At 42.4% G+C, this 12833-nt stretch carries 10 protein-coding genes and 1 pseudogene; 4 read left to right on the top strand and 7 right to left on the bottom strand.

Annotation, left to right across the window (positions count from 1 at the left end; all coding sequences use genetic code 11):
- Positions 1-123: 123 nt before the first annotated feature.
- From HWQ38_RS31030 to HWQ38_RS31010, 5 genes are all read right to left on the bottom strand, one after another.
- Complete coding sequence (locus HWQ38_RS31030) at positions 124-1155, bottom strand: helix-hairpin-helix domain-containing protein (RefSeq protein WP_292801533.1); 1032 nt, start codon at positions 1153-1155, stop codon at positions 124-126.
- A gap of 163 nt (positions 1156-1318) precedes the next feature.
- Complete coding sequence (locus HWQ38_RS31025) at positions 1319-2344, bottom strand: multicopper oxidase domain-containing protein (protein WP_292801531.1); 1026 nt, start codon at positions 2342-2344, stop codon at positions 1319-1321.
- Positions 2345-2767: 423 nt separating this feature from the next.
- Positions 2768-3244 (bottom strand): DUF1636 domain-containing protein, encoded by a 477-nt coding sequence (locus HWQ38_RS31020; protein WP_292801529.1) that lies wholly within the window; start codon positions 3242-3244, stop codon positions 2768-2770.
- A 100-nt stretch (positions 3245-3344) separates the two neighbouring features.
- Positions 3345-4565 (bottom strand): hypothetical protein, encoded by a 1221-nt coding sequence (locus HWQ38_RS31015; protein ID WP_292801527.1) that lies wholly within the window; start codon positions 4563-4565, stop codon positions 3345-3347.
- A gap of 38 nt (positions 4566-4603) precedes the next feature.
- Positions 4604-4795 carry a CbtB-domain containing protein gene (locus tag HWQ38_RS31010; protein ID WP_292801525.1) on the bottom strand — a complete coding sequence of 64 codons (192 nt, stop codon included), beginning with the start codon at positions 4793-4795 and terminating at the stop codon, positions 4604-4606.
- A gap of 618 nt (positions 4796-5413) precedes the next feature.
- Between HWQ38_RS31010 and cofH the strand changes: the two genes are divergently transcribed.
- The 3 genes and pseudogenes from cofH (at position 5414) to psb27 (ending at position 7744) form a co-directional block, all read left to right on the top strand.
- Positions 5414-6556 (top strand): 7,8-didemethyl-8-hydroxy-5-deazariboflavin synthase subunit CofH, encoded by a 1143-nt coding sequence (gene cofH / locus HWQ38_RS31005; protein ID WP_292801523.1) that lies wholly within the window; start codon positions 5414-5416, stop codon positions 6554-6556.
- Positions 6557-6752: 196 nt separating this feature from the next.
- A pseudogene (locus HWQ38_RS31000) lies at positions 6753-7073 on the top strand (phosphatase PAP2 family protein); the annotation flags it as partial.
- 266 nt (positions 7074-7339) lie between these two features.
- A complete protein-coding gene (gene psb27 / locus HWQ38_RS30995) occupies positions 7340-7744 on the top strand; it encodes a photosystem II protein Psb27 (protein ID WP_292801521.1) in 405 nt (134 codons plus the stop codon).
- 123 nt (positions 7745-7867) lie between these two features.
- On the opposite strand, the gene polA is transcribed toward psb27, so the two are convergent.
- Entirely contained in the window at positions 7868-10810 is a 2943-nt protein-coding gene (gene polA / locus HWQ38_RS30990) for a DNA polymerase I (protein WP_292801519.1), read from the bottom strand.
- Positions 10811-11075: 265 nt separating this feature from the next.
- Between polA and HWQ38_RS30985 the strand changes: the two genes are divergently transcribed.
- Positions 11076-11948 carry a Cof-type HAD-IIB family hydrolase gene (locus HWQ38_RS30985; RefSeq protein ID WP_292801517.1) on the top strand — a complete coding sequence of 291 codons (873 nt, stop codon included), beginning with the start codon at positions 11076-11078 and terminating at the stop codon, positions 11946-11948.
- 374 nt (positions 11949-12322) lie between these two features.
- On the opposite strand, the gene HWQ38_RS30980 is transcribed toward HWQ38_RS30985, so the two are convergent.
- Positions 12323-12833, bottom strand: a 511-nt coding sequence (locus tag HWQ38_RS30980; RefSeq protein WP_292801515.1) for a DALR anticodon-binding domain-containing protein, incomplete at its 5' end; no start/stop codon positions are given.

The following is a 12833-nucleotide window of genomic DNA, read 5'->3' as shown; positions in this document are numbered from 1 at the left end:
AGTTAGGAGTTTCCAGATCGGGATTCATAACTCATAACTCATAACTCATAACTCTTAACTCCTAACCATTTCCTCATTTTAAACTCCTTGCCCTATGCTTCCCATTAAATCAATGTGTTGTCGCTATGCTTGGGTATTGGATTTGTCAATCACTTTTTGAGAGTTTTCCTCAATGGTTTTCACCAGCTTGGTAACATCATTAGGTGTTTTGACTGCTTTCGCTGGTGGAATGGCGGCAGGCCAAACTGTTATGAGTTCAGCGAAACTAGCGTCAATCGCTTTGTGTGCTTCGGGATCGCCTTGAGCTACTTGACTAGAAATTCCTTTGTATAATTCATTGGCGTAAAAGACAAAACCACGGGAGTCTTGATACTCAATTGGGGCGGTTATTTTAGCATCTGCGATCGCAGCGCCATATTCGGAGTTAGCCGAATCTAGTAGTTCGTTAATTACCTGTAGCCCAAATCCCGGTTTTGAGCGCTGATCTGCTGGCAAAGCTGCGATCGCAGAATCAATTGCTTGCATTGAAGAAGCAAAACTAGTTTTAACTTTGCTATCCTTAGCACTAGATTTCACTAAATCTTGCAAACTTACCAAAGTTGTCTTAAATTCTTTAACTTTGCGCTCATTAAGTTGATCTTCTACATCAACGTATATCTCTTCAACTGGATGTCCAATATGAGGTTCTGCCTGTTTTGGCTGATTCTGATCCAGGAGTTCTTTTGCTACTAAAAGATGCCCTTTCATTAACCCCAACTTACTCATGTAGTCAATATCTTTGGCCTCACCTGTGAGTACCACTTCTTGAACACCAACCTGGTCTTTAATTTGATTGAACTGCTCTTGGGTAACTACTTTTTTAGTAACTAAATCTTCTGGGCTGCCATAGGGACGATTTGCTTGGATTTTGTTCGATAAAGCCGGAACACCTAGTTTAGCTTCAAACTTATCCAATTCTGACAATATAGCAGTATTAATGTTAATTTTTTCTTTACCACTGTTACTACTATGACTGTTATTACTTACTGCCTCTGTAGGTTGAGGGCTAGTAACTGGTGCTGATGGATTTTCTGCAATTGGTCTACTGGTACAGGAACTCAAGGTAACTATTAGAGCTGCTGCTGCTGTTAAACAGATATAACGAAGTTTTATCATCTTTAGTCCTCACACAAAGAAAAAGGTATAAATTGAAACGCTGGAACCTATTACTAGAAGCTAGTTATGTTTGACACATTGTCATAGATTTTACTGTCGCACATAATGACATTTTTTATCAAATAGTTGTTTTAAAACTTTTTGCGAATTATTAATTATCTGGTTAGGAATTTTTCACAGGGTTTTGAGAGTTACTCTGGGCAAGGACTTCAAATTGACCCATGCAACCGTTTTCTGCGATCGCATCCTGATGGGGATGGAACATATACTTACCTGGGTAGCGAAAAGCAAATTCCAAGATGTGCCTTTCTGCTACACCCATCGTAATCACATCAGTTTTCTCGCTCTTCTTCATACTCATGCCATAACGATAGACATCAAAGAAGTTGGCGTGGAGATGAAACGTCACTGCCGGATCGTATTCAATGATGTTGAGGAGATACAGCCGAATCAACTGATCTTTGTAAATCTGAATCGGATGATCCATGTAATAGTCGGGCAGACCGTTGAAGGCGTAATAATCATTATGGCTATCATCATTCACGTCATAGCCACCCATCACTAATACGATCTCATCAGCCGGGGGACGGGGAGTAGGTGGATCGATGATAAACATCCCGTACAACCCCTTGGCGATGTGACGGGTGACTGGTTGAATATGGCAGTGGTACAGGTGTACACCATAGGGTTCAGCATCAAATTCATAAATTGTCGCACTACCATTCCTGATGGGGCGAACACCATCCATTTCTGCCGGATGAACGCCATGAAAATGCAAAGAGTGAGAATGCCCCGCCTTGTTGAAAAATAATATGCGGATGCGATCACCTTCTTTTGCCCGTAGCGTTGGCCCTGGTATGCGACCATTTAAATCCCAAATGTTGTAAGAGACAGCAGTACTGAGTTTTATAATGGAAGTACCAGCAGTTAACTGAAATTCCCGGATAGTCCGCCCATTCTCTTGCTTCACCGTCCCATAATCAAAATTCCTTAACATCTTCATCGGGTTAGTCACGTCGTCTGGTGCGTCCATATCGAGTGGTGGCACTTTGACGATTGACTTATTTTGTAGATTTAGCATCTGCCAAAGTCCAGCTGCACCAGTCACTCCAGCACCTGCTAGGCCCAGCTTCAGTAATTGACGGCGGCTCCACGGTTTTCCGTCACCTAGAGCGAAGTTGTTGGGCATGATATTTAGTTACGGTTAGCGCCAAAAAAGAATTGCAAAAGATTTGCAATTGCTTTATAAATATTAGAGGAATTAATAATTATTGTCAATAATTTTATAGCGCTTCAAAACTGCTACTGAAGTTATTAGATTCAGGTCGAGCTATAATCTGTCTTGAAAATAGGGAGTAGGGTATTCCTTTTTCGTTCTTGGTTGTGGGATTTTACCGTGATTAGCTGTCTTGCAAAACTCTAGGCAATTTTTCTCAATTCAATAGTATTTTTGCTTAAATAAAAAGTATAAAGAAGTTAATTTTTGAAGTGCTTTATTTAAATCCAATTCTAAAGAATTCAATGTCTTCATATTTTTATAAATGGTAATGAACCCCATAACTCATGAAAGCAACAAGTACTTACATAGTGTTTAGGGAACTTAGTAAAATGTCTATTGACACGACGGCATCGGTGGAATCCGTGCGATCGCTCCGGCTCTGAGCAGTTCCGGGCGCTTGGCGTAGGGGAGCAAACCATCCGACTTGGTGTGATACTGACTAGCACAGTCAAGTACGGCAGTTGCTGTCTTCTCTACACATTCATCATCAGCAGGCAAATCGCCGAATAAGTAGGTGTGTTTGTTAACAGAGACGAAAGCAATTGCACAAGCCTGGTCACAAACACCCATGCATTCAACGGGTCGAATCGAGAACTCGTCTTGCAACACCCAGTTATGATATAGGGTTTCTAATTTCTCTAGCAGCCGTTCACCACCGCTTTTAGCAACATACTGTTTTGTGTTATGACTACTTTCACAGTTCGTGCAGACGAATATAATGTGTTGATGATTCATAGATAAATTGCAGGGTTCAATTTCTGATGCTGTGTCTATAAAAATCCATGTCGAACACTCAATGGTATCCGACATGGATTTTAGGCAATCAGCCTCTTTGGTGATTGGGCGAAGAAACTAAGGGCAAATGTATTTACAACCGAATGACATAGCAATAACGCTAGTTGACACTGACTTACGAAACACTACGCTTCCAAGTCATCCCAGTACGCGGAGTCTGCCGTTGTCGCAGCCACAGTCCCAGCAGCAAACCAATTACCACAATTCCGGTGAAGTAAGTTAGCGAAATCAACCGGACATGCATCGGCGGAGCGACACCTTCGACTGGAATATTCTCTGCAACTTGAAATGGCTGAAATTGCCGGCTTACGTTTGCTTGCGGCGCAACCTCGACAACAACGCTATGGGGGGCACCGTCAAAGAACTCCTGCTGCCACGCCAATTTTCCGTTGCTGTCTGGAGTACCCTCATAAGCAAACGCCACCCAATTATTTTCGAGTTGGGTGGTTGTTACCTTCAATACTACATCTGTCACGGGTTGGCTGGTTTTGGTATCACTGACGCTAACCTGCAATTTGGCAGGTTGACCCACCGTTGCACTCTCGTCACCCGATAGTTGCATATAAAGTCCTTGAGACTGCAATTTAGCGGGCTTACCAGAGAGCGGAACTTCTTCTCCCATACCTGGCATCGACATCGACATATGGTGCGATTCGGCAAGTTCAGCGCTGATATTCACCCAGAGGAGTGCAGCGATCGCTACCACAATCAATCCACTTAATAACAATCGTACCTGTTGCGGGGCAATTTCTCCCGGTTGAATCGCTTGTCTGCCCCCAATCACCCAACCTCCTAGTAGCCCAACTGCCAGCAAAATCACAACCAGGATGCCAAAGTAGCGGAACTTTAAGGAATTTTCAGGCAGCGTCAGCGTCAGCTTTTGCTGAATCGGCTGAAACGCATTGGCAACAAGCGGAGTAACTGCTACCTGGAGTTGATACGTTCCCCGGATCGGCAGGGTTTGTTGAACCTGCAACTGACCTGTTGGTGCATTGCCCTCAATGTCCAGCAACTTTGTTCCCTCGACGATCGGAAAATCTGTTGTGAACCAAGGATTTTTAGGAGGGGTGAATAATTGCAAGTGGATTTTGGCATCCTTTAAAGATTGCCCTTGAGCATCTACGGCTTGCAGCATCAGCTGCACTGGCGGATTGTAGTGCCCTGATCCCAAAACTGTGGTGGCTTCAGCCTCAAGGGGTTGAACCTGATTAATCGGTGGATTGGTTGTTAGCCGCACCGATGGTTGAGGGGATTGGGCAAGTCCGATCCAACCATACAGGATGATTCCCATCATGCAAATCGCACCGATCAGCTTAGACCACTTAAGTTTTGTCATTTTATTTCTCTGCTCCTGCTAATTATTGACTCAATCAACTAATGGCAACTCACCATCAGTGTGTGGTGACGCAGAGTATGAGTCGTGTCATGGATAGCGGGGTATGTAGTGAAATAAATTGTCCACAGTGTCAAAGAACACAGTGCAATATAGAGCGCTGATTGTACAGGCACTGATAGTACTTGACTGGTAACTTGTTGCTGAATCGAACTAGAAGATTGAACAGTCATTTTGTACCTCGTAGATAAAACGATATTAATGGTTGATTCGGCAGGTATTCTGACTTCTACAGGGAGCAGTCAGCAGTAGATCACTGAAAACAGATGAATAAGACTCTGTATGAGCCGTACTAGCATACTGAGCCAGCTATTTCCTTTTCATTCATGAAGATTACCTATATTAACACTGACGTAAGGTTTAGTAAAACCTATCTAGATGACAGAGGCATTGCAATCTTATGTCCTAAGTGTGACTAGTCGTGTCACTTGCTCCTCACGGACGCGGGGAGAGTTACCCTTACCTTTTTGGCTAATTGGCTAATTTATGAGTTTTACTTATCTTGAATTTCTCAACAAATTTCTAAAAAATGTATCTTATAATTTTTTTGTACAATAGTTGTATCTGTAACTATCCATCACAAAGTGATACCTTTCCTTCTCTAAGAGAGGCTGCGCTAACGGAACGCTACGCGAACGGTGAGCTTTACTAACACAGAACTTTTCGGTCTACTGAAATTAATTATGCGATGGTAAAACCACGCTATTTTTTTGTTAATGGGTTATATAAAGCTACTTATTATTTCCAAGATCATACATAAAATTAAGATTTAGTGAGAAATTAAGAAAGTAATGCTGACAAAAATTGCTGTTGAAAAAATTCTTGACCGTGCCTTGATGGGATATGACTTATCTCCCGAAGAGGGAGTGGTATTGTTACAACAAACTGAGCCAGAGGCGATCGCAGCAATACGTACTACATCCGATACACTCCGCCACACTCAAGCAGGCGATACAGTTACATACATAATTAATCGTAATATCAACTTTACTAATATTTGTGAGCAACACTGTAGTTTTTGTGCATTCCGTCGAGATGATGGTGATGCCGATGCATACTGGTTAGATTCGGCGCAAATTTTGGAAAAAGCGACAGATGCGGTGCGGCGGGGTGCGACGGAAATCTGTATGCAGGGCGGGTTAAATCCCCAAGCGCAGATAAATGGCAAATCTTTGCCCTACTATCTCAAGGTAGTAGAAACCATTAAACAGGAATTTCCCCAGATACATTTACATGCTTTCTCTCCCCAGGAAGTGGAATTTATCGCCAGACTTGATGGACTTGAATATGCTGATGTGATTATTGCTTTGCGCGATGCTGGTGTTAGCTCAATGCCGGGAACAGCAGCTGAAGTGTTAGACGATGAAGTTAGGCGAATACTATGTCCAGAGAAAATTGACACAACCACTTGGTTAGAAATTGTCAGCACTGCTCACAAATTAGGCTTGCATACCACCAGCACCATGTTATCTGGGCATATTGAAACCCACGAGCAGCAAATTGGACATTTAGAAAAATTGCGATCGCTCCAAAAAACCGCCATCACTCAGGGATATCCAGCAAACATCACAGAGTTTATTTTATTACCTTTCGTTGGACAAGAAGCGCCCAAATCCTTACGTCGTCGTGTCGGACGCGATCAACCAATTTTGAGTGATGCCCTGCTGCTAGGGGCTGTGGCGCGAATTTACTTAGGTAATTGGATTCCCAACCATCAGCAGAGTTGGGTAAAATTGGGGCTTGCTGGTGCAACCGAAGCCTTAGTTTGGGGTTGCAACGATATCGGCGGCACCTTGATGGAAGAACATATTACCACAATGGCAGGTGCTTTGGGTGGTACATGTATGGAAGTGGAAACTTTGCAAGCTGTGATCGCTTCTTTAGGAAGACCTTACCAACAACGCGATACTCTCTATCAGAAAGTTAGTAGTTAACAGTAGCCCTTTTAACGTGGGTAAAAATTTTAGTGAAAAATTCCTCTTTAGGAACGTGGATTAAATAAAATGCAAGTCTCTAACTTCCCTCTCCTTATAAAGGAGAGGGATTGAGGGTGAGGTAAGCTAGCCCTTTTAAGGTAGGTAAAAATTTTGATGAAAAATTCCTCTTTAGGAACGTGGATTAAATAAAATTACAGGGCTAAAGTTGTTTTTTTCTAAACCTCGCCCTCAACTGTGGCATCAGTTAATTTCTGAAAAATCTTTTAGTTTTCCTAGTGGTCATGCACTAGGTTCTATAGTGCTTTATGGTTTTATTGCTTACGAATTGGCAACTCACTATCCTGATTTTGCCAAAGTTATTTATAGTTTGACAGTTATTTTAATTGCTGCTATTGGTATCAGCCGCTTATATTTAGGAGTCCATTGGCCTACAGACATAATTGCAGGTTATGGAGTCGGTTTTTTGTGGCTGATGATATGTATTACGATGCTTAAATTGCAAAGATTGAGGTAGGGAAAGTGAGATGACTCTAACTCACTAACTCTTGGCAAAGCCTCTCTCAGAGAAGGCATCACGATGATAATTGTCCAATCAAATTTTTTAATCACCTGATTTTTTGCCCAAGATGCTTGTAAATGAGCGCCTTTTAGCGAATGAAACAGCCCTACTCCCATTCGGCTACGCTCACGGCAAGCCTACTCCCCCACTCCTAACTAAATTGATCCCCAAGATACCAATTCAAGATAGGATGGACATTAATTTACGTATTCTTCTACTTAATGCTTATGAAGCGCTATTGGTCGCGTTTGCTTGCGCTGGTTTTAGTTGTAGCTATCGGCTTAATGGGCTGTTCTGGCAGTCCAGATAGTTTGACTGGGGATTATCGCCAAGACACCTTAGCTGTGGTCAATATTATGAGACAAGCTCTGGATTTATCACAAGATTCACCAGACAAAGCAGCAGTTCAAACAGAAGCACGTCAAAAAATTAATGACTTTTCATCTCGCTATCAGCGAGTTAACTCTGTTTCTGGTCTTGGCTCCTTTACAACCATGCGAACAGCCCTCAATTCTCTAGCTGGACACTACAGTTCTTACCCAAATCGTCCCGTACCCGAAAAACTCAAAAATCGTTTAGAGAAGGAGTTACAGCAGGTAGAAGTGGCGCTGAAGCGTGGCGCTTAACTGTTAACTCTTGCCTACTCCATCATCAAGAGTCAAGAGTCAAGAGTCAAAAGTGTTGACTCTTGATGATTTCAACTAAACTGATTGACACTTTTCTAACTAAAAGCCTTGTCACAGTTCAACTTACTTCGTCTCCATCCAATTTTCACCAACACGCGCATCCACCAGCAACGGCACACTCAACTGGACTGCATTTTCCATCACCGACTTAATTTGTGGTTGTAATTCTTCCCACTCTTGAGGAGGAATTTCAAACACTAGTTCATCGTGAACTTGCAACAACAAACGCGCCTGATAGTTTTTCAAAACCTCATGCAATCTTACCATTGCAATTTTGATAATATCAGCGTTGGAACCTTGAATTGGTGCATTAGCAGCAGAGCGTAGTAAACCCGCATCGAAAGCACCCAAATTCTTTAATTTACTCAAGTCAATATCTTCTGGGTTACTGCCTTTTAATCTGCGTAAACTGTTATTAGTAAAATCAAAATAACGACGGCGACCGAGAATAGTTTCTACATAACCAAGAGCGATCGCTTCTTTTTTGACTCGCTCCAAATATGCAAATACTTTCGGATATCTTTCATTAAACCGCTTAATGAACTCGTTGGCAATGGTCTTATCTATCCCAGTTGAGCGCGAAAACCTTAGAGAACCCATTCCATAAATCACGCCAAAATTGATAGTTTTTGCCATCCCTCGTTCTTCTGATGTGATATTTTCTTTTTCAAACACTAACCGCGCGGTAACAGTGTGAACATCTTCATTTTGCTGATATGCTTGCACTAATATCGGCTCTTGACTCAAATGAGCCAAAATTCGCAATTCAATTTGTGAATAATCAGCAGCCACCATTAACCAACCAGCTTCTGGCAAAAACGCCTTCCGAATTTGGCGACTAAAAGCTGTACGAATGGGGATATTTTGCAAATTCGGATTAGAAGAAGATAACCTACCAGTTGATGTCGCTGCTTGATTAAAATCAGTATGCACCCGTTGAGTATCTGGACGCACCAATGCTGGCAATGCATCAACATAAGTAGACTTTAATTTAGATAGGGTGCGATACTCAATGATCGCCTCAACAAATCCGGTGTTATCATCTTCTTGAAGTCTTTCCAATGTTGCTGCATCTGTAGAATAGCCCGTTTGAATTTTACGAGAATGTTTGGTACTTAACCCTAACTTTTCAAACAAGATTTGGCTCATTTGCTTTGGTGAACCCAAGTTAAAATTTTCTCCAGCTATTGCAGTTGCTTGCTCTTTTAACCTGGCTAACTCAGTTTCTAAATGCTGGGAAAGTTCTTGTAAATAAGCGGAATTAATCCGAACGCCTGTATATTCCATTTCGGCTAAAACTGCTTCTAGTGGCTGTTCCACTTCCACCAATAGCTTAGATAAAGCTGGAAATTTATCCAGTTCCTCACGCAATTTTGGCACTAAACCAAAGGTAGAATAAGCATCCATACCGCAGTAATCTGCTACGGCGGGAATATCTATATCAGCAATGGTTTTGCCTTTAGGAACTAAATCTAAGTAACTTTTTGCGATCAATCCCAAATATCGCTGCCCCAAATCCATCAAATTATGGCTAGAATCTGGATTTAGAATGTAACTAGCTAGCATGGGATCAAATACTACTCCTACCAAATTAATTCCTTGACACTTGAGAACTAAGCGGTCAAATTTGGCATTTTGTAGAGCTTTCGGATAATCAGCACTTTCGAGAATTGGGCGTAATGCTTCTAGCGCCAAATCTTTATGCAAATTTTCTCCAGTTTTGTGCCCCAGAGGAATATAGGCTACCTCATCTGGTTCCGTTCCCCAACAGCAACCAATTCCTACTAACTCAGCATCTCTTGGTTCTAAATCGGTGGTTTCAGTGTCCCAAGCAACGGGAGTTTCTGAATTGGTGAATTTTTGCAAAAGTTTCACTAACTCAGTTAATTTAGCTTCAGTGTTGATGATGCGTGGTGTAATTGGAGAAGTGGATTGTTGTGGAACTACTGCCGTATCATTAGCACTGAAAAACCACAAATCATTATCTTCATCAGCGCTGAATTCGGAGTTATTAGAATTGGGATTAATTACATCTATTTTGGCTTCTTGGTTTTCTGCAACCTTGCCACCAAAACGTTGCTGTAGGTCATTTATTTTGCCTAAAAAAGACTTGAATTCTAACTTTTCTAAAATTGGTGATAAAACGCTTGTATCAAACCCTTTTAATTTGCAATCTTCTAAATCAAATTTTATAGGAACATCTAAAACTATGGTTGCCAAATAGCGAGACTTCTCAGCATCATCTTTACCACTTGCGAGTTTTTTCTGAGTTGCGCCTTTAATTTCATCTAAGGCAGCATAAATATGATCAAGAGAACCATAGGTATTTAGCAGCTGAACTGCTGTCTTTTCACCAATTCCCTTGACTCCAGGAATATTATCTGATTTATCACCACAAAGAGCTTTGAAATCGACAATTTGTGAAGGTAAAACGCCCATTTTTTCTTTGACTTGTGCTGCTTCAAATTCCGTGATGCTATTTGTAGAGCGCTTGAGGGCATCTGGACTAAAATTTAGAACAGTAATTTGTTTGTCAGAGTCAATCAGTTGAAATAAATCGCGATCGCCTGTAAGAATCTTCACCCTATACCCAGCAGCAGTTACTCGCTGTGCTAAGGTTCCCAAAACATCATCTGCCTCGAAACCAGGGGCAGTAAAAAATGGTAAATTGAAGCCATTCAGCAACTCATGCAGGTTTGCTAAGTCGGGAATGAAGTCTTCTGGCGTTTCCGGGCGATCGGCTTTATAAGTCTCATCAGCTTCGTGGCGAAAAGTTGCCTCACCCAAATCAAAAGCGATCGCCATTGCTTGTGGCTGTTGTGTTGCCATTACTTCCAGCAGGCACTTCACAAAACCAAAACATATACTGGTAGGAATCCCCGTTTTGGTACGCAGTCCTCCATCTCGCCCTTTGGCGAAAGCAAAGTATGAACGATAAGCGAGGGAGTGTCCATCGACGAGGATGAACGTGGGACGTGTTGCGGTTGCAGAAGTGATTTCAGACATAGCCCTATTTTAGCAATTTCAGATGCTTGTTCAGCTTGGCTTTGGCGACAATAGCGCCGTTTTTGCATACCAATTGCTCCTGCATATAATTTTAAACAAACTGGTGTCTACGTATTTGCAGCTTTAGTACGGAAGCCTAGTAGAACCAACTTTTCGCAGGTATGTATAAGTACGTAAGTGACTAGAGAACCGAATTTTTTCTACTACTCCCCACTGATAGCTAGAGCCTGTTAACCTCTTATTGAAACTTAAAATCTAGGAAATTATGCAGAAAGCATCGGCCACACATTTGGCATCTACTGATCATCAGGCTACTGCAAAAGACATTAAACTATTAGTTTTGGATATAGATGGTACGATCGCCGGAGAGTCTAACACCGTCAGTACAGGTGTAAAGCAAGCGATTATTGCCGCCCAAGCACGAGGAATTCAAGTGGCGATCGCTACAGGTAGAATGTATCGTTCCGCCTTGCGCTTCCACCAAGAAATCGGCTCTACTTTACCATTAATGGCTTATCAAGGAGGCTGGATTCAAGACCCAATTACCCAAAAAATTCATCGCCATTGGGTTGTTTCCAGGGAAATTGCCCACCAGCTAATCGACTATTTTGAACAACCTGAATTGCGATCGCTTTTATCTGTCCACTTTTACATCAATGATCAGCTATACGTCCGTGAGTTAACTAGAGAAACCCAAATTTATGCAGAACGTTCTGGTGTTATCCCGATTCCCGTGGGTGATTTGCGCCAAACCTTAACGAATGAACCGACAAAAATTCTTGCTTTGTCTGATGACACAGATGTAATCGACAAGCTATTGGGGAATTTGCGCCGCCAATACACACCTGCTGAACTTTATCTGACAACATCTGTTGCTACCTTTTTTGAAGCAACTAATGCCTCTGTGAATAAGGGAACTGGTGTACGTTATCTAGCCGAAGAATTGCTGGGTTTACAGATAGCCAACGTTATGGCGATTGGCGATAACTTCAATGATGTGGAAATGCTGGAATATGTTGGACTTGGTGTAGCTATGGGTAACGCACCAGCAGGAGTGCAAGCGATCGCGCAGTGGGTAGCTCCTAGTGTAGAGGAAGACGGAGCAGCAGTAGCAATTGAAAAGTTTTTGCTATACTGAGGGCACTTTTTCAAACCTAACCCATATAAATCAGAAAGGACACCGACGACTGGCCGTGTTTCGTCTCGGTGTCCCTGCTGGTTCGCTCCTCACACACTTGCTAATGTAGCTGAGGTGATGCATTGAGTCAATAGGTGTGATAAAAGTTTTTATTTTCTGCCTAACTACAGAACTTCATAAATTCATAGTGAATTCTCAGCGCGACGGCAGTCGCTACAACGGGGGGAGTGGCGTGGGAACCCCCCTTCGGGTTCGGCAGTTCCTCATGGGGGAAACCCCCAAGACCGGACTGCCTCACCGCAACGCGCTGCCTCCCCTCTGCGTTTAAAAAAGCTAACAATTTCGGAAATGCTGTACTAAGCAACATTACTGACTTATAACTCCAAGGGCGCAAAAACCCCCAAATTTTCCTCTAACACATATCTTAATACTGACTGAGTAGCCATGAGCAATCCCAGTCTGGCTTGGGCTACCTCTGGTGACGTAATTTTCACTTCACCCCAAATCCGGCAATTAGACCAGAACTTTTCAAAAGCTTGGCTCAAATTCAGCGTTATTTTTTCCCATTTCACAGAATCGCTAATATCAGGGCATTTTATGTTATCTACCACTTGTACTAACTCGCCAATTAGCCGACGCTCATCTGGGTGATTTAGCCGCAGTGTTCCATCACAGTTGAGCCAAGATATGGGGTTGGGGGCGATAACACTCCAAAAAGCTGGACTAGTATTTAGAACAGGTTCTCTAAGTTTAATCAATCCCTCTCGGTGAGCCAGCAACACTAGCGAACAGCAGCGTGCATGGGCATATTGAACAGCAAATAACGAATTGGGCATTGGGCATGGGGCATTGGGCATGGGGCATTGGGCATGGGGCATTGGGCAT

The sequence above is a fragment of the Nostoc sp. NMS7 genome (genome assembly GCF_017115085.1).
Lineage (GTDB): Bacteria > Cyanobacteriota > Cyanobacteriia > Cyanobacteriales > Nostocaceae > Nostoc.
This window is presented reverse-complemented; position numbering and strand designations above follow the sequence as displayed.

Coding starts and splice junctions, on each gene's coding strand:
- HWQ38_RS30985 (WP_292801517.1), top strand. CDS start 11,076: ATGCAGAAAGCATCGGCCACACATTTGGCATCTACTGATCATCAGGCT.
- HWQ38_RS31030 (WP_292801533.1), bottom strand. CDS start 1,155: ATGATAAAACTTCGTTATATCTGTTTAACAGCAGCAGCAGCTCTAATA.
- psb27 (WP_292801521.1), top strand. CDS start 7,340: ATGCTTATGAAGCGCTATTGGTCGCGTTTGCTTGCGCTGGTTTTAGTT.
- HWQ38_RS31015 (WP_292801527.1), bottom strand. CDS start 4,565: ATGACAAAACTTAAGTGGTCTAAGCTGATCGGTGCGATTTGCATGATG.
- HWQ38_RS31010 (WP_292801525.1), bottom strand. CDS start 4,795: ATGACTGTTCAATCTTCTAGTTCGATTCAGCAACAAGTTACCAGTCAA.
- HWQ38_RS31020 (WP_292801529.1), bottom strand. CDS start 3,244: ATGTCGGATACCATTGAGTGTTCGACATGGATTTTTATAGACACAGCA.
- HWQ38_RS31025 (WP_292801531.1), bottom strand. CDS start 2,344: ATGCCCAACAACTTCGCTCTAGGTGACGGAAAACCGTGGAGCCGCCGT.
- polA (WP_292801519.1), bottom strand. CDS start 10,810: ATGTCTGAAATCACTTCTGCAACCGCAACACGTCCCACGTTCATCCTC.
- cofH (WP_292801523.1), top strand. CDS start 5,414: ATGCTGACAAAAATTGCTGTTGAAAAAATTCTTGACCGTGCCTTGATG.